This window comes from Nocardia sp. NPDC046473 (assembly GCF_040645995.1).
Classification (GTDB): Bacteria; Actinomycetota; Actinomycetes; order Mycobacteriales; family Mycobacteriaceae; genus Nocardia.
Genome location: NZ_JBEYZJ010000004.1, coordinates 370,988 through 394,725, shown reverse-complemented (window position 1 = coordinate 394,725; position 23,738 = coordinate 370,988). Strand labels below are relative to the sequence as shown.

Sequence of the window (23,738 nt, the reverse complement as noted above, 5' to 3'; positions counted from 1 at the left end):
ATCGGTGGACAGCCAGGTTCAACTTCCCGGATGTCGCGGGAGGTCCAGCGCGGCAACAGACTCGAGTCATGACAGCAGTGCGGGTGCGCGGCTTGCGCAAGGAGTATCCGGGGCAGGTAGCCGTGGCGGGGCTCGATTTCGATATCGGGCAGGGGGAGGTGTTCGCGTTGCTCGGTCCGAACGGTGCGGGCAAGACGACGACCGTGGAAATATTGGAGGGGCACCGGGATCGGACGGCGGGTGAGGTCAGTGTCCTCGGTGCGGATCCGGGCCGGGCGGGCCGGGCTTGGCGGGCGCGGCTGGGCATCGTTCTGCAGACCGCGACCGACGCGGCCGAGTTGTCGGTGGCGGAGACGGTCCGGCATTTCGCGAAGTACTACCCCGACCCGCGTGATCCGGACGAGGTGATCGACAAGGTCGGGCTGACCGAGAAGGCAGGGGAGCGGGTGAAGTCGCTCTCGGGTGGGCAGCGGCGGCGGGTCGATGTTGCGCTGGGCATCATCGGCCGTCCCGAGCTGCTGTTCCTCGACGAGCCGACGACCGGGTTCGATCCCGAGGCTCGCCGCCGGTTCTGGACGCTGATCGGCGGGCTCGCGCGGGAGGGCACCACGATCCTGCTCACCACGCACTACCTGGACGAAGCCGAGGCGCTGGCCGACCGGGTCGCGGTGATCGCCCGTGGCCGGGTCGTCGCCGAGGACACCCCGCGTGACCTCGGTGGCCGTGCCGGCGCGGAGGCGACCGTGCGCTGGGTGGACCAGCGCGGTGAGCACGTCGAGCACACGGTGTATCCGACGAAGCTCGTCGCCGAACTCTCGGCTGGGGGTGGGGAGCTCGGCGAGCTGACCGTGACCAGGCCGAGCCTGGAGGACATCTACCTCGCGCTGATTGGAGAGACGGCATGACCACGCTCGCCCTGCCCGGCACGTTCTCGCTTGGCCTGACCCGCGGCGGCGCGGAGCTGCGCCAGTTCTTCCGCAACAGGGAACAGGTGGTCTTCACCTTTTCCCTGCCCGCGATACTGATGATCCTGCTCGGGTCCATTCTGGACGGTCCGACAGCGCAGGCGTCGGTCAGCTCGGGGCAGCTGCTCGCCGCGGGCATGATCGGCGCGGGCATCGTCTCGACGTCGTTCAACAGCATGGGCATCGGTCTGGCCGCCGACCGCGAGAGCGGCGCGCTCAAACGGCTTCGCGGGACACCGATGCCCGCGGGGTCGTATTTCGTCGGCAAGATGGTGCTGGTGGCGGTGTCCAGCGCGGTCCAGTCGGTGCTGATGATCGCGGTGGCCGTGCTCATGTTCAAGCTGCACCTGCCGTCCGAGCCGGCGCAGTGGCTGACGCTGGCCTGGGTGTTCGTGTTGGGCACCGTGTCCTGCACCCTGCTCGGCATCGTGATCGGCTCGGTGCCCCGGTCGACGAACGGGGTTGTCGCACTGGTCAACCTGGTCTATCTGGTGTTGCAGTTCGTATCGGGGGTGTTCGTCACTCCCATCGCGCACCTGCCGAAGGTTATGGTCCACAGTGCGTCGGTATTTCCGCTGAAGTGGGTTTGTCAGGGCTTCCGCTCGGTGTTCCTGCCCCCGGAGGCAGCGGCTCAGGAAATGGCGGGGACATGGGAACTTTCGAGGGTGGCGTTGGTACTCGGCGCCTGGTGCGTGGCGGGACTGCTGCTTGCGAGGCTGACGTTCCGCTGGACGAACGAGGGCCGGTGAACCCATCACCGCGCAGCGCGTGGCAGCGCTTCCGCTGGGGCTGGGATGTGGTGTTCGCGGTGGCGTACGTCGGGACAGTGGCGTACGTCCTCACCGAGGAACCGACGACGGCGATAGCGGCCAGACTTGTCAGCGTCGCGGCGCTGACCGGGATCGCGATCGTCTATTTGCTCCTGGGCCGCCGAGCCCTCACCCGCGAGGACAACGACGCGCAGCGGTGGCTGTTCGCCGGGGTTGTGCTGCTGCTCATCGTGGTCGCGATGTTCGCCGACTCCAGAGCGAGCTTCGGCCTGTTCATCGTCTGCCCGCTGGTGTACATGACGCTGGACTTCAAACCGGCCGCCGCGCTCACGTCGCTGACGATCATGCTGAGCCTGGTCGCTTCGATCGTCCGCAACGGGGCCGAGGCCCTCGCCATCCTGGTGCCGATGATCGTGATTGTCTTCAGCATGCTCGCCGGGCGCTACATCACCGGGATCATCGAGGAGAGTCACGCTCGCGCCGGGCTGATCGAGCGGCTGGAAGCCAGCCAGGCCGAGGTCGCCCGGCTCTCCCGGGAGGCGGGCACGGCAACCGAGCGCGAGCGGTTGGCCCGCGAGATCCACGACACGTTGGCGCAGGGATTCACCAGCATCGTCACCCTCATCCAGGCGATCGAGTCCGAAATGGACACCGACCCCGCCGCGGCGAGGCGCCATCTCGGCCTCGCCGCCCGTACCGCGCGGGAAAACCTCGGCGAGGCACGGACAATGGTGGCGGCGCTCGCGCCTGCCGACCTGGCGGCGGGATCGCTGGAGCAGGCGCTGCGACGCCTCGCCGACCGGCTCGCCGAGGAGAGCACGCTCACGGTGACCTACGAAGTGGACAGTCCATTGCCGACGCTGCCGATGGCGACCGAGGTGGTGCTACTGCGTGCCGCGCAGGAGGCACTGGCCAACATCGGCAAGCACGCGTCGGCGTCGGCGGTGCTTGTCCGAGTGTCCGTTGTGGACGACTCGGTACGTTTGCTGGTGCATGACGACGGCGCGGGTTTCGACCCCGGCGCACCGGCGGACGGGTTCGGGCTGTCCGGGATGCGGTCGCGGGCGGGGCAGATCGGCGGGCGGCTCAGCATCCGCAGTGGACACTCCGAGGGGACCGACGTGGAACTGCAGGTGCCCGCGTGATCACGATCATGCTGGTCGACGACCATCCCGTGGTGCGGGAGGGACTGCGCGGGATGCTGGAGTCGGAACCAGACTTCAGTGTGGTCGGCGAGGCGGGGTCCGGCGACGAAGCCGTCGCACTCGACCGGGTCGAGCAGCCGGACGTAATCCTGATGGACCTGCGGATGCCCGGCCTCGACGGCGTCGGCGCGACCAGGAAGATCCTGCGGCAGACACCGGGGCGGCGGGTCGTTGTGCTGACCACCTACGAGACGGACGCCGACATCCTGCGCGCGGTCGAGGCCGGCGCGTCGGGGTACCTGCTCAAGGATGTGTCGCGGACGGAGCTGGTCGGGGCGATCCGGGCGGCGGCACGCGGGGAGACCGTGCTGGCGCCGTCGGTGGCCGGGAAGTTGGTGAACCGGGTGCGTAACCCGGAGCTGCCGCAGTTGTCGGCCCGCGAGACGGAGGTGCTGCGGCTTGTCGCAAAAGGCGGGACGAACGCGGACATCGGGCGCGCGCTACACATCAGCGAGGCCACGGTGAAGACGCACCTGCTGCGCGTGTTCGGAAAGCTCAGCGTGTCCGACCGGACCGCCGCCGTCACCACCGCCATGGAGCGCGGCCTCCTCAGCTGACCAGCCGCCACTTCTGGCCGGATCCGGCACGTCACCGTCTACCGCCGGGTCGGTTCCTTCTCGGTGGTCATCGACCGGACGTCGGGGAGGGCCATGATCGCCAGGTTTACGACCGCGACCAGGGCTGCCATGGTCAGGAGTGGGGCGGTGTTGCCGGTGACGGCGGCGATGGGGGCGGCGAAGGCGGTGCCGAGGGGGCGGGCGGCGAGGGAGAGCAGGACGTCGTAGGAGTCGGCGCGGGCCAGGGCTTCGGGTGGGAATTCGCGTTGGATTGTGGTCTGCCACACCGTGTTCAGGAGGCCGACGCCGAGCATTGCGGCGCCGTAGGTGAGGGCGTCGACCCACATCGGTGTCAGTGTTGCGAAGCTGATCATCGGCAGGGCGAACAGGGTGCCGCAGGCCGAGGTCAGTATGAGTGGGCGTTGCACTCGCAGCCGGGGTGCGATGAGTGCGCCGAGTACCACTCCGGCCATGCCTGCCTGGTAGATCAGCACCCAGGACACCTCGCCGCCGAGCGATCGTACGGCGATGAGGGGGCCGAGCGTCATGAGTACGCCCGCAGCGAGATTCGAGACGCCGTGCCCGATCAGGTTGGACCAGAACCATGTGCGGCTGCGCACCTCGAACCAGCCGTCGGCCAGCTGCCGGAAGAACGAGACCGGGTGCTCGACGACCGGGCGCGGTGCCAACCGGAGCCCGCCGAGGGTGCAGGCCGCGATCGCGAACACGGCGGCGGTGACGATGAATGTCCAACCGGGGCCGACGGTTACGGCGAGCACGCCCGCGACGCCGGGCCCGGCGACCAGGGTGACGCCGCGCACCACGCCGAGATAACTGTTGGCCTGCAACCGATGTGCTTGCGGGACTGTCGCGAAGATGAGCGGTGACATCGTCGGGGTGCCGAAGGCGATGCCGATGCCGGTGATCGCCGAGAGGATCGCCAGGTCGGTGATTCGTACTGCGCCGCACAGCAATTCGATGCCGATGCCGAGTTGGGCGAGGCTGCGGGTCAGGTCCGCCGCGAAGGCCACCTTCTGCGGCGGGAATCGGTCGGCCAGCACGCCGCCGATCGGCAGTAATACCAACTGCGGGAACAACTCCGCGGCGAGGACGAGGCCGAGGTCGCCTGCTCGGCCGGTGGCGTCGATCACCGCGAGGGTGAGTGCCATCGGCACCAGTGCGGTGGCCAGGAACGACAGCGTGCGCCCGAGCATCAGCCTGCCGAAACCGGGTACCCGCAGCAGGGTCTTGCTCATCGGCACACCTCGCACGCATACGGCGAGAACGACTCGAACAAGTGTGGTTGCAACGCGCTCCTCGTCCCCCTGATTCCGAGTGGAAACAATACAATCGATCCCCCCACATCGCGGCAGCCGAAAGTGCATGTGACCCGGATCACCGCCAGCTGGGCCGACCGAAGCCGCCCTTCAGCTGCTGAGACCAGCTGAAGGGCGCCTTCGGTCTGGCTGGACGCCGGCGTCCGCTGCACAACGGATACGGCTACCCGAAGTAGTCATAAAGGAGGACGACGACGGCGGGCCTGTGACGCGACCATGATCACTGTGGAACGCGGCTGCGCGTCCTCGGGGTGGCTTGTGAGCGAAAGGAATTGGTGCTGTGAAGGTCTCGGCAGATCCGTCGGCTCCGGTGTTGCGGTTGCGTGGTGTCACCAAGAGCTCGAGCTCTCTCCGACAGGTGCGGTGATATCGATGATGGTGACTGTCATTCTGACCTGCGAGGTCGCGTTCTGGATTCTCGCCGCGGGCGGACTGCTGCTGCGCTACGTGGTGCGCTGGCGACAGGCGAGTTCGATTGTGCTGGCGATGGTTCCGCTGATCGACGTGTGTCTGGTCGCCGCCGTGGCCATCGATGTGTACCAGGGTGCGGAGGTCAACGGTGTGCACCGGCTCGCAGGGATCTATCTCGGCTGGACCGTTGTCTTCGGCAAATCGACCATCGCCTGGCTCGACAGTTGGTTCGCGTACCGGTTCGCGGGCGCGCCGCGGCCACCGAAGCGCCCCAAGCAGGGCGAAGAAGCGGTGAAGTACGAGACGAAGTCGTTCGTCAAGTGGTTGGTGGCGGCCGCGATCGCGCTGGCCGTGTGCTTCGGCCTCTCGGTGACGGTGGCCGACGCGCAGCAGGCCGCCGCGCTGCGCGAGGTGGTGCAGCCATTGGGGCTCATCACCGTGATCTGGTTCCTGACCGGTCCGGCGTGGGCGAAGGGCGCGACGGAGGCGCGGCGGTGACGGGCCCGCGACCGCTGGCGATCGTCACCGGCGGCGCTCGCGGCATCGGGGCCGCTTGTGCGGTCCGGCTCGGCGCTGACGGTTACGACATCGCGTTCTGCCATCTGTGTCCGAGTGCCGCCGCCGACGCGGTCGACCGGGTTGTTGGCCTTCGCTGAGCTTTGTCCAGCTCCCAGTGATCTTGTTGAAGGCTCCCCATTTGATTCGACTGTACCGTTGTTCAGGTGGTAGACGTCGCCCCAATATCGTTCGGTATCAGGCAGGTTCGTATTGGTGGAGCGTGTTGCGATCAATGACATCTTAGAGAAGTTCTCGAATTAATTCGCATCCCAACGGTGTACGCCAGGGGATCAGCGGTTGTACGTGGACAACTGCTCGGATCTGCCGGATTGCCGCACCCCTGGGGGCATTTCACTCTCCTCAGTCCCTCGCTGAGGGCGCAGGTGCGCCTTGAATCGGCGGGCAGAGCTTGTCCAGAGCTGCAACCTTATCCGATCCACAACCCTGCGGTGCCCGCTCATAGCCGATGATCGTGCACCGCAGGAGGTTTGGTTGGCAGTAAGGGTGGGTTCGCATCGTCAGGGCGCGCCCCGAGCTGCGTCGGTAGCGTCGCCGGATTCCGTAAATAGTGCTAGCTTTATTAGCATCATGCTGTGGCAAATCGATCAGGCCTCTAGGGCTTCGCTGCAAGACCAGATCGCGGCCTGCGTCCGACGTGCGGTCACCGCCGGGGAGTTGGTGGTCAACGAACAGCTTCCGCCCGCAACGGAATTGGCGCATGCACTGTCCGTCGATCGCAACACCGTGCTGGCTGCGTATCGGCGGCTGCGGGAGGAGGGGGTCGTGGATTTTCGGCGCGGGCGTGGCGTGCGGGTCACCGCGGCTGCTCCTACCTCGGCGCCGGTGGAGCAGGCCGTGCGCCAGCTGGTCGAGTCCGCACGCGCGAATGGTTATAGCAAGGCCGAGGTGCTCGGCTTGATCGAGGAGTTGATGTGATGCCTGCTTCGGTGGTCTATACCTGCCGCGTCACCAATTGGGCGATGTTGTGGTTTGACATCTTCCTTCTTGTTCTCTGGACCGGCCTTCTTTGGGCGACGGGTTCCGGGGTGGTGGAGTTTCTGCTCACCGCGCTCATGATCATCGCGCTGGTGAAGGTGACTGTGCAGGCCAGTCAACGCGTCAGCGCCGGGCCTGGTGGCCTGGCGGTGAATCTCGGTGCTTTCGGCTTCCCTCGCATCACCATTGCCCCAGCCGATATCGCCCGCGCCGATATCGTTGATCTGCCGGTCACGGCTTGGAGCGGTCAGGGTGGTGTGTTCTGGAAGCGGAGACGCGGATGGTTCCTGACACCGACTAGGGGGCCTGCGCTGCGTTTGACCTTGACCAGCGGTCGAATGGTCACTGTCTCGATGCCGGAGCCCAGGGTCGCACTGTGGGCAATGGACATCACACCATGAGCGGCTGGAGAATACCCACTTTCGATACGGCCACTCCGGCGCGAACGTGAGCCAGGTTCACATCACAGCGACCACCCGCACCAGATAGCGCCACAGTTGACCACAGCAGCGAGCTCGAAAATTGACGCCGCGATCTTGTCGCGAAGTTGAGACGATGCGGAACGGAAACCCCCGACATCGTCGATATCGTCCGCGCTGCGTGGCTATTCCACCAGAGCCAGTAGCAGCGCAGGGGCGAGTACCGTCGCCGCAAAGCCTGCAATGCTGAATGTGCCCCCGGCCCTGTACCCAGGGTCGGTCCTGGTGTCGTGGGCAATAATGCGGCAATGCAACATTCTCAGTCGGCTGTCTCGAACGAACAGAGCGCCACGATCGAAGTCCGGCCGTCGAACACCGCGCGGGTGGAGGCTTTCAGCGATGCGGTGATGGCCATCGCGATCACGTTGCTGGTGCTCGAGATTCGGCTGCCCGAGGACTCCGATGAGAGCCTGTTGCATCAACTTCTCCGGCTGTGGCCGAGCTACCTGGCCTATGTGGCGTCGTTTCTCACCATCGGTGTCATCTGGCTGTGCCACCACAACTTCTTCGCCCGCATCCGGCGCGTGGACGGCCTACTCCAATCCGGCAACCTCCTGCTGCTGTTCTGCGTCGGATTCCTCCCGTTTCCCACCGCGGCGCTGGCTCATCACCTCGAGGGCAGTCCATGGGACGCCCGCGTCGCCACCGCGTTCTACGGAATCGTCGCGGCCGTGCAGGCCGGCGCCTGGATCGTCATGTGGGTCGCGTTGCGCCGCAACCCTTCTCTGTTCGAACCTGGCTACGACGCCGCGTTCGTTCGTTCGGAAAGCCGCCAGGCGTGGGTCGGTTTCATCGCCTTCGACATCATCGCCGTCATTGCCCTGGCTTCACCGATCGTCGCGCTGATCCTCTACGTGCTCGCGACTCTGGCGTACGGCATCACCAGCAACGGTCTGCACCTCTTGCGCCGATCATGACGGCGTCGGCATCGTCGGAGCTGCTGGGTGACGGTGCAGGCTTTTGCGGTCGTAGATCACTGTCCTGACGACAGGCATCGCGACAGAAACCCCGACAAGCTCGGAACCGGGGCGCCCGGTCTGACGGCCAGCAGTTCAGCGGTCGGTAGCGGTCTTTGACCTGAACCGGGGCGTTCGTTGGCGCGGATGTTCACCGAAGCTGTCGCTAAGGTGCACCCCATGGATGCGCCGGATTTTTTACGCTTCGGAATGGCAGTTGGAGTGGATGACTGCGACGAGGCGTTGGTGCGTGAAACTGCGGCGAGTCTTCGAGGAAGCGGCTCGGTGTGGCGATTGGTCACCGGCTTGCCGGGGGTGACCCGGGGGCGGTCGGATCGAGGGTGAGGATTCGTTTGACGGCGCAGATCTCGGATATCGACTCGGCTAATGTCCTGCGGCTGAACGTGTTGGGGCCGGTTGAGGTGCGGCTGGCGGAGCGCAGGCTGGATATTTCGGCGCCGCAGACGTTGGCGATTCTGGCGATTCTCGCGGCGGAGTCCGGGCGGACTCTGTCGACGGCGGAGTTGGCTGCCCGGCTGTGGTCGGATCGCACGCCTACCTCGGCGGTCAATGTGGTGCGCAATCATGTGCATGACGTGCGCAGGCAGTTCGATACGCATGGGCATGCGGGGGCCGGGGCGGAGTGGCTCGGGTCGACCATCGGTGGTTATCGGCTGGGGCTGCCGGTGGAGTCGGATGTCGCTGCGGTCGAGGAGTTGCTGGTGGCCGCCGAAGCCGACCGGGCCTCGGGGGCGGCCGATCTGGCGAACGAGAAACTGGTTGCGGCGAAGCAACTGTGGCGGGGTGATCCGCTGGTAGGTGTGCCCGGTCCGTGGGCGGAGAAGGAGCGCGCTCGCTTGGACGGGTTGCGTTCGGCCCTGAACGAGGCTGCGATAGCCGTCACCCTTGACCTCGGTCGATATTCGGCCGCGGTCGCGGAGTTGGGAGCGTTGGTGGCGGCCGAACCGCAGGGGGAGCGGTGGCACGAACTGCTGATGGTCGCGCTGTATCGGGCCGGGCGGCGGGCCGAGGCGCTCGAAGTGTATCGGAACGCGCGCCGGCTGCTCATCAACGAACTCGGTCTGGAGCCGAGCCTGCGGATGGTCCGTCTGCATCAGGAGATCCTGGAGGCCACGCCCCAGGCCTATGCGAGTGAATCGGCCTCTCCTGAAAGGGATTTGCACTCGCCGCGCATCCCGGCGCAACTGCCACCGGACATCGCCGATTTCGTCGGACGAGACGATCTGGTGGCAGAACTGACCACGGCGCTCGGCACGGACGGCCGCGGCCTGGTGGTCGCGATCACCGGGATGGCGGGTCTCGGAAAGACCGCGCTCGCAGTACATCTCGCGCATAGCGTGCGCCGAAGCTATCCGGACGGTGTGTTGTATCTCGATCTCGGCGGCACGGACGACCAGCCGCGGTCGACCGATCTGCTGATCGAGGCGGCATTGCGCGCGTTCGGTTTCGAGCCGAGTGAGCTGCCCCTGGACCGTGCGGCGCGATCGGACCTGTGGCGCACCATGGTTGCCCGCAAGCGGGTACTGCTGTTGCTCGACAACGCGCGCGACGTCGACCATCTCACGCCATTGTTGCCGGGCCCCGGTACGGCGACGGTGCTGGTGACCAGTCGTTCGAGCCTGGCGGAATTGTTCGGTGCGCGGCTGGTCCCGCTGGACGTCCTTACTCCCGATGCCGCGCGGATGCTGCTGGAGCACGGGGTGTCGGCGCGCCGGATGTCGGCGGAACCCGAAGCAGCACAAGAGATCCTGCGCGAATGCGGGCACTTGCCGCTGGCGCTGCGCATCATCGGGGCGCGGCTGGCGAGCAGACCTACCTGGCCGCTCGCCGGGGTTGCCGAGCGGCTGGCCGACGAGCGCGGCCTGCTGGCCGAACTCACGGTCGGCAACACCAGTGTGGAGCTCGCATTTCTGGCCAGTTACCGCAGCCTCGCTCCGGAACTGGCGCACGCGTTCGTGCTCATGGCGTTCTCCGACGCACCCGAGCTGTCCGTCGCCGCCATTGCCGCCCTGCTGGATCGGGATAAGGCCGACGCCGAGCGGCTCTGTGAGGCTCTCGTCGACCTGGGCATGTTGCAGACGCCGGAACTGGGGCGTTATCGGTATCACGATCTGTTGCGGCTGTTCGGTCGCAAGGTGGCCGATCCCGGACAGCGGCGGGAGTGGCCGCAGGTCATGCACCGGCTGGCCGACTTCTATCTTGCCAGCGCGAAAAACATTATGGAACTGCGTGATCCGGGTTTCGGCACCGACCAATACGCTGCCACCAGCGCGGCCGGGCAGCGGTTCACCAACGGGCAGCAGTGTGCGGCATGGATTTTGGTCGAACATCGCGCTGTGGTGGCGCTCTATCGACAGGTTGCCGAGGGCGGTGATGACCGAACCCGCACGCTCGCAGTCGATCTCGCGTTATCACTGGCGGTGGGCGGTGATGTGGGTGAGCAGCAGCCGGAGGTGGCGCAGGCACTCCAGGCGCTGAGCCTGGCGGTCGAAGCCGACGGCGAACGCCGGACCGTGGCCAGGGCACAGCTGGCCGCCGCGATGGTCCGGCTCGTCAGTACCGGAGATCTGAACACCGTGAGCGCGCTGCGTCAGGCGAATGCGACCCTGCTGGAACTCGGCGATCAGGCCTGCGCCAGCATGGCGGAGATCATGCTCGGCACCGCCATGGCGTACCAGAGCGACATCGATACGGCGGTGGAACATTTCCGGCGCGCTATCGAGCTGGTCAGCCAGGATTGGCCGGCGAGCCAGGGGATCATCTGGGCGACGATCGCGCGCGTCTACTGTGAGGCGCACCGCTGGGCGGAGGCCGTCGAGGCGGCAGAACAGGCGCTGCCGTTCGCTCGCCAGGTCGGTAACCTGCGGGTCGAGTCGATGGCGTTGCACGAGTTGGGATTCGCGACGCTGCGAAGTGGCGATCCGGAGACCGCGCTGGAGATCTGCGAGCGGGCGTTCGACGCGGCTCGCCGAGATGGGCGTCGGCATCAGGAGGGGTGGGCGCTGGCCCGGCTGGCCGAGGTCATGCTGGACAGCGAGGACGCCGACGAGGCTGAGTTTGCCGATGCGGCCGTGCCGGTCGCCGAGGCAAAGGTAGGTGCCCGCACCGAGGTCTCGGCGGCGGAGCAACGCGTGCGGGCGATGCAGGCGTACAGCCGGGCGCTGGCCGCTGTCGGCCGGGGCGAGGAGGCGGCGCCGATTCTGCGGCAGGTCGCGCAATGGAGCAAGCGCATCGGGCTTGGCGTGCCGGACGCCGAGGCGCCGGTCGCCGGCTGACGGGGACTGTCCGCTCGTCAGGGCTGAGTCGTCAGCGGAGTCGGTCGCGGCATCGGCCAGCCTTGAATTCGGCCGCGGCACAGCTGACGGCATTGTCCGTGCTCGGCGGGCTGAGTCGTCAGCGGAGTCAGTTGCGACGCCGCCCAGCCTTGAATTCGGCTGCGGCACAGTGCAGTACGTTCCGTCTCGATCGCTGCGCGGCCTGTAGTGGGACGCTCCGCAGTGGTTCTCAGTCGTCACTGTTGTCGGCGGGTATCCCGTCAGGGTAGGTACCGTCCTGGATCAGCGGTCCCTCACCGAGAGGCGGTCCGTCCGGGTTGAGCCGGCCCCACAGTTCGGCCAGGGTCGGTGCGCCGCCGAGCCGGATCCCCGGGCGGAACGGCACCGGCGACCGCATCTTCGGGTGCGCCGATCCACTCCTCGAGAGCAGCGATCGGAGCCAGCCCACGCGCAGCCGCGTCGTCGAGGCGCCGTTCCCAGGCAAGCAGGCAGTCGAGATCGTCTCCGGCCGTGGCGAGTTGGCGTTCGAAGCCCGCCGCGTAGTGGTCGGTGGAGGCCCACAGGTATCCGATGAGCTGACCCTGCCGATGCACGGGCAGATAGTTCAGCGGGCGGCGGGTCCAGCGGCTGTAAGTGATGGGGGTGCTTGTCATCGGTGCTCCGGTGTGTGGCGTCGGGTGGCGTGGTGCCGGTTACTGTCGTCGATCGGCGCTCGAGTGGCCGTTACGGCCGGATGCGCAGCGATTCAAGACGTTCCGCGAGTTCGGTGACGGCGTTCTCTGCGAGCACACCCGGATACCTGGTGCGGGCGATGGTGACGGCCCGCTTTCGTCTGTCGGCCGCGGACTCACCGCGACGGGGTTCGATCTCGAGCCGTCTGTACAACGCGAACACTGCGGTGGCCACCTCCTTCTCGTCATCGATGAGTCGCTCTTCGAACAAGGCGTTGATGATGAAGCGGCTGTTGAAGTCGCGGTTCAAAGTGATGGCTGCGGCATAGTATTCGAGCACCCTGTTCGACAGCAGCGACAGCGGGCGACCCGGGGGTGCGGGGGCGAGGAGCTCGTCGGGCACGGCCAGACGTGCCGCTAGTTCGGCGACGGCAGTCTCGTCGAGCATGCCCGGATAGTCGCTGCGAGCGACGGCGACGGCGCGCCTACGTCGGTCGGCTGCGGACTCGTCGGCGCGGCGCTCGACTCTGAGCCTTTCGAACAACAGATCCGTCGCGCGTCGTACCAATACTTCGTCGCCGGTAAATCCGATTCTCCTGAGATCGTCGGCTATGAAGCGGCTGTCGACGTCGCGGTTCGAGGTGTGGGCTGCGGCATAGTATTCGAGCACCTTGTTTTGCAGCGGCGGCAGCATGGTGGACGGGAGTGCCGGAGGCGTGTCGGAGGCCCTGTCGAGCAGGCCCAGCCTTCTGGCTTTGGTGATGATCTCGCTGCGCGGGTTAGCGAAACCAGTAAGCCTGAACAGCTTGTACAACCGCTTGAGAGCGTCGTCCACCAGATAATTCCGAGTGCCGGAAAATCCATCCGCGCGCAGGCGGGCTTCGATTTCGCTGTTTTTGTATCGTGCCGCGACATAGTTCAGGAGAGCATGCTGATGGGGTGTCAAGGCGATGCCGGGAATCGGGGCTGTGTACAGGCCGCCAGTGGACGTGAGTCCCAGCTGGTAGCCGTGTTCGGGGTGGTGTCGGAAGAACGAGACGGGTTGGCCCGGAACAGGTGTCGTGATGACCGAGTGCCGGGTGAACCCGGATTCGATGTCTACCAGGTTGGCGTGGATCAGTTCGGCGGCGACGCGGAGTCGGAACGGGAGTCGAGGGTGTGCTGAGGAGCGGCTGTCGGTGGTGTGACCGGCGTGTAGTGCATCGATTTCGCGCTGAAGTAGTAGCTCGCGCTCGTGCCTTATGCGGTCGCGGAATTCGGCGGCGCGGGCGGATTCGATGTCGATCGGGGTGTTGCGGCGGAAAGCGGGGTTGTTGTCGAATTCCTGGCGGTGGGCGTTTTCGTGAATCTCTTGGGCGTCGAGGTGGTCGGCGGTGATCTGGTCGATGTAGTGGTCACGGTTGGCGTCGAGATGGTGTGCGATATCGACCCGAAGCTGCTGCGGGTCGAGACCGTGGACGCGGGCGAAGGCAGTGAACGGGTCGCGGTGGATGGGGAGCCAGTGGGGCGGGGTGGGTGCGTGGATCGTGACGTGCGGCGGGACGTAGATGCTGAGGCGGGGCAGGAATTGGGCTTTGTCGAAGAAGCCCGATCCGTGGGCGCTGCGAAATTCGAAGTCGCCGTTGGCATGCAGGGCGGCGGTGGCGCTGTCGGGGAGGTGCAGTGTGGTGTCGGTCAGGAGGGTGAGCTGGTTCAACCGGTCGGTGAGATCGGCGATGGTGGTGTGGGTGGTCGGTCCGGATGTGTCGGGTGCGGGGCGGTGCACGACCGTTGCTGCGCAGGTTTCGAGGTGGTCCGGGAGGAAGGCCAGGATCTCCGGGCCGGTGCGGATAGGTTCTTCGTCGCCGGCGCCAGAGCTGTTGTTCCGCACGATGAATCCGCCGTCGGCGGTGACGGTCAGTCGCAATCGGGTGTAGGTGTCGGCGGAGTCGGGGTGGAACCCGCTGAGGTAGATGTGGGTGTCGGGCGGGTAGTCGCCGACGCCGGTGAACAGGTAGAGGTTGAGGTCTGCGGGCAGGATGTCGAGGCCGACAAACGCTCGAGTCTGTTGCGGCTGGGCAGATACGGGTGCGGCGGGGCTGTCGGGTACGTCGACGGCGGGATGCGGTGCTGGTGCCTGCGAGCTACTGCCATCGGAAGGTCCAGCAGCCGGGCCGGCTCTGCCGGTCGATCGGTATCCGGCGACGACATCGTCCGATAAGGTACGTGCCACATCCGCGAGCGTGTCCTTCGGGCGCGCCTGGCCGACGCTATCTCGGAGCCACCGGTCTTCGTGAACGCGAAGATCGCCTAGTATCCCCTGAATCGCGGTGTATATCATGATTTTAGTGATATCGGGGAGATCCGGGCTTTCGACGGCACCGATGATCTCCTCGTACGAAATTTGTCGGTAACCGTCTTTGCAAATTTCGTAAACGTAGTTGAATATCGCCTTGTGTAGTTTCTCTTGCCGAGGTGGCCGCCTGGACCAATGCGCCGCGGGCCCGCCATCTTTCCAGAATTCAGCGATGGTACCGGAGTCGGTCTTTCCCTGCAGGGCGCGAGCGAGCTCAGCGACCGTGGCTCGGGCATCAGTGCCGCCTTCCGTACTTCGTACCCAGTCAACTCGGGGTATCCCAAGCCTGTTGAGTATCTCCTCGCATGCGGCCCTTATTCGAGCCGGAGTGATCTCGACAGACTCTCCGCCGTCGAATACCTTGCCTCGAAGGGCAGCGGCAATCGCTGCATAGGAACTGCCGGCATGGTCGTCTCCTAGATTTTCGAATACATGAGCGAATACCGCTCGATGCAGGGGCCGGAGCGAAAGCTCGGTGAACCTCTTCTGGTCGAGCCGATGCTGTGCGCGAGCCTGCGCCACCAGCTGGGCGAGCATGACGTCCCTGTCCCAGGTGTGCGGGATGCGGAACTTGCTGAATAGAGAATTCACGACATCCCTCAATTTGTGCCTAGCAGTAGGCATTCCTACAGACTCGAGGTGAGCAAGAATTTCATTTTCCTTGTACCCCTTGGCGACGCAGTGAAGTATCTCGTCTTCCACGGGCTCCAGCGTTACGTGCGCAGCCGAGTCGGTGGGGTGCGCGGCGGCGTCGGGCATATGGATATCGGCAGCGTGGGTCGGTGCCGGTGGTGGGGCGTTGCGGCCGTGCGGTGGGGAGGTGGTGTCGGGGCTTGTGTCGGTGGTGTTCTCGGGTCCGTAGAGGCCGTACGCGGCGGGGCCTCCTATTCCGATCGGGCCGAACTTCGGTAGATGTACGAGACGGACCGCGATCATTCCGAGGCGGGGGATGGTGCCGTCGGGCGGGTCCTTGCGGGTCGGGTCGTCCTCCCAGGTCGTGCTGCCTGGAGCCTTGCGCATCTTGATGCCGGTCGGCGAAGTCCAGCGCTCCTCCCCGCCGTTGGGGTCCCGCCAGAATCTGCCGGAGTCGCCGGAGAATTTTTCCTGTCCGCCGTCCCGGTCGTCGCGGATCCGGGTGCCGTCGCTCTGGATGGTGTACGTGGATCCGGCTGCGGGGACGACGTATTCGATGCCTTTCTCAGGAGTCGGATAGGTGCCGTTGTGTTTCCAGGGGTTCTCGAGCAGGAGCCCGATAGGCTTGCCCTTGTCATCGCGAATGACCCCGAGGACCGCGTACGTGTGGCCGCCCACCAAACCGGGTACCAAAGTCACATTTTCGTGGCCCTGCCCGAATTCGTGGGTGCCGAGGGTGACCGTGCCGCGCTGCAGAGCCCAGTCGATCCGGTCGGCGATCGCCTCGGCGACAAACATATAGGCGTCGTCGAGCAGCCGGAGCTCGGCCTCCCCGGTGTACATCGCGTTGAAATAGCGCAGCAGGGTCTTCTTCTCGTTTTCCCACCGTCCCGGCAGTCGCTGGTCGAGGTAGCGGCGGAAGCCGGCGGGCGATTCGAGATCGTCGGTACGCACGAACTTGTCCCACGCCGTGCCGCGGGCGGGATCCTTCTCGTCGGGGTGGGCGGCGATTATTGCCTGCCACCGGGCGCTGCGCAGAGTTTCGTAATGGGACTCGAGTTTGTCGAGGGCGTCGCCGAAGTCGCGGTGGGACTTCGGATTTCCACCTATCAATCGTCCAAGGGTCTCGAAGTCCAGGTGGAGCAGGAAGAACACAGCCTGGACGACGCGGGAGGGTTGCGGCAGTGCGCCGTCGGCGGGGTGGTGGAAGCCCTTGTCGAGATAACCGAACACGTCCAACTTGCTCATGTCCGAGCTGAGGCTCACGTGGTAGCCGAGGTGCCCGCCGAGGCGCTGTGCGATGGCCTTCGCGATCATTGCCGGCCACAGCGGCTGCCCGAGTTCGTGGTAGACGTAATGCCCGATGTTGGTGCGGGGTGTGACGGGGATGTTCTTGTCGACGAGTTCCCACTCGATGTTGCCGTTGATGCGGAGCCGGACATAGACGGTGTCGCCTTCGTTCTCCTGCAGCAGCTCCTCGATCGATGCCGGATCGTGGTGGGCCTTCTGTACGAGTGCGGCGATCAATGCGCAATTGCCGGCCGCGCCCTGTCTCACGTCTTGCGGTTGTGGTCCGTACGGGCCGTACAGCTTCTCGCCCCGGCGGTCGCCCGGCGTCGGCAGTTCGGGCAGCACGTGGTTCGGGGCTTTGACGGCGAGCCAGTCCCGATCACCTTCAGGTCTGGCGATGTACCGGAACTGCCCTGGCTGGGGCATGGCGATGAGGTCGTCTCCGTACCCCACCGTGACGGATTGCTTTGTGCCGCTGCGGTCTTGGCTGAGGAGACGAATTTCGCCCGTTACTTGCCAAGTCAGCGTACCCGGGGCGGTACCCGTGCCGGGCTGCCAGTCGAAGTCGCTCACGAGCTTCTCGGGAACCGTGTGGCGCCGTCCGTTCGGCTCTACCAAGTCGTAGTAGGGGAGACTTCCGTCTGCCGGGACTCTCAGCTTCGCGGCCGCGCGACCGGTGGCCGGTAGTGTGACGACCTCGCCGCGGTCGTTCACGAGGGTGAGGGCGGGACCACCATCGGGATGATCCATGCGGCCGGTCTTGATCGAGACCGGGATCGTAGGAAACTGTTTGGCCTTCGGATTTTGCCGGTGTTCGGCGGGTGTGGGGGGCTGGAGTCCCTTGCGGTCGAATGAGGTTCGCGGCTTGTTCGTGGAGCTGTTCCGCTCGGACCGGAGCTGGCCGAGCAGGTGATTGCCGAAGTAGGTGTCGCGACCGTTGGATTCGGCCGGGAGAGCGCGGCGACCGGGCCGGGCGGGTGGGGCGGCGGAGGTTGTGCCTGCGTCAGGATGGCCCGGTGTGGGGCGTGTCGCGAGTGGGTCGGGATGGTCGGGGCCGTAGAGGCCGTACGCGCCAGGGCCGCTCAGGGCGAGGTTGTCGAACTTGGGCAGGTGTTTCGCTTTGACGGCGAGGATGCCGCCGCGGCGTGGGATGGTCATATCCGGCCGGTCGAGGTCCGGGATGGGCCGCCATACGGTGTCTCCGGGTTGTTTCCAGGTCCGGGTGCCGTCCGAGGTCGTGCGGTATTCGGTGCCGTCGGTGTCGATGTAGTACCGGGTTCGATCGCGGGCATAGCGGTATTCGGCGTAGCGGATTTTACTCGGATCGGCGGGGTCCGGGTGGGGGTCGCGGCGATACCGGGTGCCGTCGGTCGACGTTCCGTACTGGGTGCCGTCGGGCGCGGTGCGGTGACGGGAGCCGCCCGCCGGGATGGGGTGCTCGGGTCGTGGATCGAGACGGTGTTCGATGCCGTCGATCGGCTTGGCATAGTTGCCGTGGTGGTCGTGGGGGTTTTCCAGGAGTAGCCACGTGCCGGTCGCATCATGTTCGATACCGAGGATCGCGTAGAAGTGCCGGGGGAGCAGGCCATGCACGGGCTTTCCGAATGATCGGGTATCGATGGTGACCTTGGTGCCGCGGTCGAGCGCGTAACGGATCTGCAGGGCGATCGCCTGCGCGGCGATGTCGGAATCGGCGGTCAGCACCCGCGACTCGGCGTCGCCGCCGTAGGCGCTGGCGATATAGCGGGTGAGTGCGTCCTTCTCCGCATCCCAGCGATGCGGGTCGCCGGGGAAGCGCTCGTTGAGGTCGGGCGCGAGGATCTCGTCGAGGTAGCGACGGAAACCATTGGGGTACAGGATGTCCCGGGTGTCCTCGAACTGTTTCCAGGCGGCGTCGCGGGCATTCTCGTCGTTCGGGTGCCGCGCGAAGATCGGCTGCCACGCCGCTTCGCGCCGCTCGGCCCGCTGCAGCGCCCACGAGGTGAAAGTTCCAGCGAGCCTGCGGGAGAACTCGGGGTCGGCTCGGCGATCGTCGGGCAGGTGGGCACGCACCAGACCGTGCAGCGTATCCATGTCGAACCGGAGCGGGTTCAGAAACGTCGGGTCGTTGAGGCTGCGGATCGGTTGCGGTCGGCGGGTCTGCTCGACGTCGACCATGCGTCCGTCGACCCAGGCCCGATACGCTCGCCCGGCCGGCGACCGGTGAAACCCCATGCCCAGGCGTTCGAGCACCCGGGCTGCGGGAATGTTGCCGGGGAAGCCCTGGTAGCCGTCCTCGCCGTTGAACAGCTTGGCGTAGGCCTTCTCGATCATTACGGCCCACAACGGCTCTCCGCGTTCGTGGCGCGCGAAGTGACCGATGTCGGTGCCCGGCGTGACGTAGATCTTCTTGTCCACATGCACCCATTTGGGCTCGCCCTCGACGAAGAACCGGACGCTGACGATATCGCCGTGGTCCTCCAGCATGTCGATGATCGCCTGCGGGTCGAGCTCGGCCATCTGCTTGAGCGGAGCGACCAGGCTGCAGTCACCGGCCGCGCCCTGACGCGCGTCCCGGGCTCGGGGCTGTCCGTCCGGAGCGTACAGCTTGTCCCCGCTCCGGTCGGCGAGGACGGGCAACCCGCTGAACAACGTGCCAGGAACAGTGACGCTGTGCCAGGGACCGTCGGTTTTCCGCAGCTGCCGCACCGGTGCGGACCCGTCACCGGGCCGCACCACCAAGGGTGCGTCGTAGGGCAGCTGGACCAGGGTCGGCGTGGCCCCGTCGCCGGCGAGGATCCGGATCTCGCCACCGGTGTCGGACAGGTCCCAGTACAAGGTGCCCGAATCGCCGGGATCGCTGTGCTCACCGACGAAGTCGCGGGTCAGGTCGATGTGGACGAATTGCGGGCCGTTGTCGCGTTCGATCCGGAACAGCGGGCGTCCCTGCGGCGGTTGCACCAGCTTGGCTTCCACCACATCGGCGGCCAGCAGGTGCTGTACCAAGCCCGTACGGCCGATCAGCGTGATGACCGTGCTGCCGTCCGGCAGCACGGGGTGCGAAATCTTCCCCGGCACACCCGGTTGCGGCAGCACGACGTCGCGCTCCGCGGGCGTGAGTTTCGCGAGGTTCTCCGATCGAAGATGTTCGGGCAGAGACGGTTTGTCCAGGGCGCTCAGGTCGTAGTCCGGGTGCCAGCGCTCCCTGGGCTCGGCGCTGGCGGACTCCTCGGATCCCAGTTGGTCGAGCAGGTCATGCCCGAAATAAGTGTGCTCGGCATCATCGGTAGCTGCCTGCGTGGCCGTGAGATCACGGCTCGGAGGTGCGCCGATGCCGATATCGCCGAGGACTGCGGCGCCGTCGGCCCGGTGTTTGTCGGCGCCGCCGCGGAAGGGTTGGGTGGAGGGGGTCGTGGGGGTGGTGGTGTGGGTGGTGATGGGTTGGCCGTTGGGGTGGATGGCGACGTGGTAGTGGCCGTCGCCGATGTTTTCGCGGAACAGGGTGTAGGTGGGTGTGCTCGGGGTGCCGTAGTGGAAGTGGTGGGTGGTGCGGTCGGAGTGGTGGATGTCGAGGTTGAGTTGGAGGGTGCGGGCGAGTTCGGGGAGGAGGAGTTCGGCGGCGCGGTCGGCGTATTGGGCGTCGAGGAGGAGGTTTTCGAGTTGGGCAGGGGTGGCGTCGCGGAGTCGTTGGTAGCTGGTGTCGCGGTGTTGTTGGTAGGCGTTGTGGCGGTCGGTGTCGGAGAGGTCGGGGTGGAAGTCGGTGGGTGGGTTGCCGGGCATGAAGTGCTCGGGTGGGGTGGGGGAGGTGTAGTCGTCGAGGGTGGTGGTGCGGGTTTGATAGGCGGTTTCCACTGCGTGGGCGCGTAGGTCCATGTGTGCGTCGGGGTCGTTCATGCCGGTTATGCGGGCGAAGGCGTGGAACATGCAGTTGCCGTCGCCTGGTTGTGATTCCCAGAGTCCGTTGTGGGGTGCGGGGATGTTGTCGATGTGGGTACGTCGCGTGGGTGCGATGGTGTGTTGGGTGGCACCGCCTCGGTGGGTATGTGGACCGGCGGACTGGTGAGCGGGGCCGGCCGCAGCGCTGCCACTGTCGAACGCACCCGAACCGTCACCGCTCGTGGTCGGCACCGGCAGCCCCCACGCCTGTGCTACCCGGGCCAGCTCGCGAACATCCCGGTTATCCCCCAACTTCAATTTGGTGAACAGGTTCTTTATGCGCTTCCTTGCCGTCGGGGCGGTAATTCCGAGTGCGGCTGCTATCGCGGGCGCAGCGGCTGATCCTGCCCGTATCAGCCGAGCGATCAAACTGATCTCATCGTCCATAAACGTCACAGGAGTGGGAGACGTCGGATCATTGCCGTGATACTCGTAGTCCAGATCGCCCGCTACCGGGTGTTCCGGCAGCAAACCCCAGACACGAGCCATCCGTACCAGACCAAGATAGCCATGGTCAGCACCCCGCAACGGCAACTTGTCATATATTTTCCGGAAGCGTGTTTTCAGGACACTGTCCGTGTTCCGGGAATCCCCTGCCGCCTTGAGGTCCTCAGTTATATCACTATTCTCTTTGGGCTCCATATTCGGCTTGCGTCGCATGATCACGGTCAGCAGATCTATCTGGCCGGGTGTGAACCGCACCACCGCGCCAGTCGCCGGATTCAGCACAGAGTGCACGTAATCCAGGTCGGCTGCTTCCGGCTCTCGAGCCAGCAGCCCCCACGCGCGAGCAGTTTGCACCGCGACCAGATGATCACGATCTCCGCCTGTCAGACCGAATTTATCGTATATCGCAAGAACACGATCTCGGACCTCATCTGCAGTGGTACGAGTACCGCTGGACGCATTGAGCTCATCGGCGATGTCCTGATATTTTTTGCGTTCCATATTTGGTGTACGCAACGCAATTCGGGAAAGCAGATCGACGTCACGGGGTCGGAACGGAACGGGCTTACCGGATACCGGAAGCCGCCCGAAATGCATATCATCCGAATCACCGGGCACCTGAGGCATATCTCGTTGCACAGCCGCGACTTCCACCGCGTCCACACTCAGTAAGAACGGCCCCAGTTCCACCGCTGACAAAACCATCGGCGCACCATCGTCGGGCCCGTGGAAATCGAACCGGCCGTCCGCCCTCGCCACCGCCGACAGCACCCGGTCCCCGCCCCTCGGACGCCACGACACCACGGTCCCCGTACCGAATCCACCGGCAGCCGCCACATGCAGGAACCGACCTGCCTCCCATACCCGGCTGACACTCGCACTCTGCGCAGGTTGCGCTATCCGCACGACAGCCTGGGAACCCAACTGCGGCAACCCTTTCCGCAAACCCTCCCGGAACGCCTGCGCACCCACCTCGGGGCTGTTCTCGCCCTCCCCGACCCGGACATGCCGAGCACCGTCGCTCGCCTGCACTACCCACGCCGTGAATGCTCCGCCGGCCGGATCGGTGAACTCCAACCGCGTCCCCGCCGGAAAATCGACCTCCGAGAACTTCTCCCTGAACACCCGCAAGCCGAAGACATTCCCCCGGCCCGCATCCGAAATAGCTTCGGGCACAACGGCAGGCGGGGTGAGTCCGGTAGCGCCGCCGCGGAGGGGTTGGGTGGAGGGGGTGGTGGTGCGAGTGGCGGGTAGGTCAGTGCCGAGAGGGCTGCCCGACTCCGGGTAGCCGGGCGGATCCACGGAGCGGTCTGTTGCCGCCGCATAGTCCGGCAGCTGCTCGTGTGCGGCATCGACCGCTCCCGCCATCGACATCCGGCCGGGCACTGCCGACGCGCGCGCGGGTTCGAGGATCACCAGGTCGGTAATGCGGCGCTTGTCCATCCACCGCTCCAGCTTCGCCGCATTCACTCGCCCGGCGAGACCACCGAGATTGGGATCGTCGAGATCGTAGATGCGGAATTCATCCGTATTTCCGATGCGCCGGACCGCTAGCGTTCGGACATCCCGGGCGTCGACCATGTGCTGGGAATTGGCCATCCACACCCGTGCATCGGCCGGCAGGTCCCGGATATCGGCGTTCTCCCTGAGCCGGTGTACGGCGCTCTCGCCCAGACTCAGTTGCGCCCACCGGACCCATTGGGCCGCTGTCTGTTCCGTGCTACCGGCATGCAGGCCGACGATCACGTCGATCGCGTCCTGACGCTGCGCCGCCGTGAGCGTGTTGTAGTCGAACCTGCTTCCCCCGGCGGACTCGTAGAGCAGCCAATGGATCGCCAGCCAGCCACCGAACCGGCCCACCACATGACCGGGGAGCTCTTTCACGCGGTGTGCAGGGAGGACCCAGGGGTCCCAGTTTTTGCCCGAGTCCACCAAGTGCAGATAAGGGTTGAGCATGGTCGAACGCTCCTGAAATGGCTCACTCAGCACATTCCGCCGGCGACCGTCGACCATTACGGTCGGTAGCGCTCGCGTGATCCCCTGGAACAGTCGGCCCATCCCGAACGTCGAAGCGTCGGGGCGCTGCTGCCGTTCGGCCCGGGCCAGTGACACCGGAAGTGCGCGATGCTCCTGCGTACGTTCTCGTGTGTGTGCTCGCTCGGTCGGCGGCGCGCCGATGAGGATATCGGCGAGGACACGGGCGCCGTCGTTGGACTGGTCCATGAAACGTTGTTCACCGGTGGGGGCGAAGACGAAGGCGGCGGTAGCACTGCTCGGGGCGAAGCGGTATTTGCCGATGCGGCGATCTTCTCTGGTAGCGGGGTCGTAAACCCGAATTTTGCCGTCGGCGTTGTACAGCATGAGGGTGTGCGCGCCGAAACCACGCTCGTCGGGGGCGAGGAGGACGTCGATGACGAAAGCTACCGAGTTCGGCCCCGCGTCGCGCAGTGCGTCGACAACGACGGCGTGCGGGTCGGGGACGTTCGGGTCGATGTGCTGCAGTGTCGCGTTGGCAGCGGCTTCCAATTCCGCGGCGTTCCAACCGGACAGTCCGACAACGTCGTCAGGGGTCCGGTACTGAAGGCGGGGGTTGAAGTTCTTTCCTGCGCGGAGTGCACGTGGTGCGCAATTGCCCGGGTGGTTGGGCTGTGTGGTCCGGAGAGACCGCCCTGGCATGCGAATCGTCACGATCGACCGATCGACGTGCCGCATCATTGCCGCTGCCTGCGGTCTGGACGCAAACACCTCGACTCTTCGCAACGGGGTGCCGCCGGCACGACGGGCAGTCGCGTACGCCATGATCGCCTCGCCGAGTCGACTCGCGCCCGGCCGTAGGGCTGCGGGATTGCGCACGGCAGTGAACAGCATGCGGAGGTTTCGCAACCTGGAGAACCCGCGCCCAGGTGAGATCGGTTGT

Annotated in this window: 13 protein-coding genes (1 of these 13 cut by a window edge); 10 read left to right on the top strand and 3 right to left on the bottom strand. The window is 65.9% G+C overall.

The annotated features are described in order from the left end of the window. The first annotated feature begins 68 nt into the window (after positions 1-68). The 4 genes from ABZ942_RS16000 to ABZ942_RS15985 are packed head-to-tail and all read left to right on the top strand — an operon-like array spanning position 69 to position 3,497. The gene (locus ABZ942_RS16000) at positions 69-905 is read left to right on the top strand and encodes an ABC transporter ATP-binding protein (RefSeq protein WP_357382481.1); all 837 of its coding nucleotides are present in this window, start codon (positions 69-71) and stop codon (positions 903-905) included. Further along, positions 902-1,714 carry an ABC transporter permease gene (locus ABZ942_RS15995; RefSeq protein ID WP_357382480.1) on the top strand — a complete coding sequence of 271 codons (813 nt, stop codon included), beginning with the start codon at positions 902-904 and terminating at the stop codon, positions 1,712-1,714. Before ABZ942_RS16000 ends, ABZ942_RS15995 begins: the two co-directional genes overlap by 4 nt. Next, positions 1,711-2,880: a sensor histidine kinase gene (locus ABZ942_RS15990; RefSeq protein WP_357382478.1), complete on the top strand. Its 1,170-nt coding sequence runs from the start codon at positions 1,711-1,713 to the stop codon at positions 2,878-2,880. Before ABZ942_RS15995 ends, ABZ942_RS15990 begins: the two co-directional genes overlap by 4 nt. Continuing rightward, complete coding sequence (locus tag ABZ942_RS15985) at positions 2,877-3,497, top strand: response regulator transcription factor (RefSeq protein ID WP_357382476.1); 621 nt, start codon at positions 2,877-2,879, stop codon at positions 3,495-3,497. The genes ABZ942_RS15990 and ABZ942_RS15985 overlap by 4 nt, the downstream gene beginning before the upstream one ends. Positions 3,498-3,535: 38 nt before the next feature. On the opposite strand, the gene ABZ942_RS15980 is transcribed toward ABZ942_RS15985, so the two are convergent. After that, entirely contained in the window at positions 3,536-4,753 is a 1,218-nt protein-coding gene (locus ABZ942_RS15980; protein ID WP_357382474.1) for an MFS transporter, read from the bottom strand. A gap of 453 nt (positions 4,754-5,206) precedes the next feature. On the opposite strand from ABZ942_RS15980, the gene ABZ942_RS15975 reads away from it, so the two are divergent. The 6 genes from ABZ942_RS15975 (at position 5,207) to ABZ942_RS15950 (ending at position 11,530) form a co-directional block, all read left to right on the top strand. Beyond that, positions 5,207-5,743 (top strand): hypothetical protein, encoded by a 537-nt coding sequence (locus ABZ942_RS15975; RefSeq protein ID WP_357382472.1) that lies wholly within the window; start codon positions 5,207-5,209, stop codon positions 5,741-5,743. Beyond that, positions 5,740-5,901 (top strand): SDR family NAD(P)-dependent oxidoreductase, encoded by a 162-nt coding sequence (locus ABZ942_RS15970; RefSeq protein ID WP_357382470.1) that lies wholly within the window; start codon positions 5,740-5,742, stop codon positions 5,899-5,901. The genes ABZ942_RS15975 and ABZ942_RS15970 overlap by 4 nt, the downstream gene beginning before the upstream one ends. A 490-nt stretch (positions 5,902-6,391) precedes the next feature. After that, positions 6,392-6,739 carry a GntR family transcriptional regulator gene (locus tag ABZ942_RS15965; RefSeq protein ID WP_357382468.1) on the top strand — a complete coding sequence of 116 codons (348 nt, stop codon included), beginning with the start codon at positions 6,392-6,394 and terminating at the stop codon, positions 6,737-6,739. Next, positions 6,739-7,200, top strand: coding sequence for a hypothetical protein (locus ABZ942_RS15960; protein ID WP_357382466.1), 462 nt, complete (start codon positions 6,739-6,741; stop codon positions 7,198-7,200). Before ABZ942_RS15965 ends, ABZ942_RS15960 begins: the two co-directional genes overlap by 1 nt. Positions 7,201-7,526: 326 nt before the next feature. After that, entirely contained in the window at positions 7,527-8,195 is a 669-nt protein-coding gene (locus ABZ942_RS15955) for a TMEM175 family protein (protein ID WP_357382464.1), read from the top strand. Positions 8,196-8,575: 380 nt separating this feature from the next. Beyond that, complete coding sequence (locus ABZ942_RS15950) at positions 8,576-11,530, top strand: BTAD domain-containing putative transcriptional regulator (protein ID WP_357382462.1); 2,955 nt, start codon at positions 8,576-8,578, stop codon at positions 11,528-11,530. Between the two features lie 293 nt (positions 11,531-11,823). Here ABZ942_RS15950 and ABZ942_RS15945 read toward each other — a convergent pair whose 3' ends face one another. Next, on the bottom strand, positions 11,824-12,183 hold the full coding sequence (locus ABZ942_RS15945; protein ID WP_357382460.1) for a hypothetical protein: 360 nt from the start codon (positions 12,181-12,183) through the stop codon (positions 11,824-11,826). A 70-nt stretch (positions 12,184-12,253) separates the two neighbouring features. After that, positions 12,254-23,738: the final stretch of a C2 family cysteine protease gene (locus ABZ942_RS15940; RefSeq protein WP_357382458.1), read on the bottom strand. 50,522 nt of this gene lie beyond the right edge of the window; the window shows 11,485 of its 62,007 coding nt (coding positions 50,523-62,007); its start codon lies off the right edge, out of view; the stop codon is at positions 12,254-12,256.

Coding starts and splice junctions, on each gene's coding strand:
- ABZ942_RS16000 (WP_357382481.1), top strand. CDS start 69: ATGACAGCAGTGCGGGTGCGCGGCTTGCGCAAGGAGTATCCGGGGCAG.
- ABZ942_RS15995 (WP_357382480.1), top strand. CDS start 902: ATGACCACGCTCGCCCTGCCCGGCACGTTCTCGCTTGGCCTGACCCGC.
- ABZ942_RS15980 (WP_357382474.1), bottom strand. CDS start 4,753: ATGAGCAAGACCCTGCTGCGGGTACCCGGTTTCGGCAGGCTGATGCTC.
- ABZ942_RS15975 (WP_357382472.1), top strand. CDS start 5,207: ATGATGGTGACTGTCATTCTGACCTGCGAGGTCGCGTTCTGGATTCTC.
- ABZ942_RS15965 (WP_357382468.1), top strand. CDS start 6,392: ATGCTGTGGCAAATCGATCAGGCCTCTAGGGCTTCGCTGCAAGACCAG.
- ABZ942_RS15960 (WP_357382466.1), top strand. CDS start 6,739: ATGCCTGCTTCGGTGGTCTATACCTGCCGCGTCACCAATTGGGCGATG.
- ABZ942_RS15955 (WP_357382464.1), top strand. CDS start 7,527: ATGCAACATTCTCAGTCGGCTGTCTCGAACGAACAGAGCGCCACGATC.
- ABZ942_RS15945 (WP_357382460.1), bottom strand. CDS start 12,183: ATGACAAGCACCCCCATCACTTACAGCCGCTGGACCCGCCGCCCGCTG.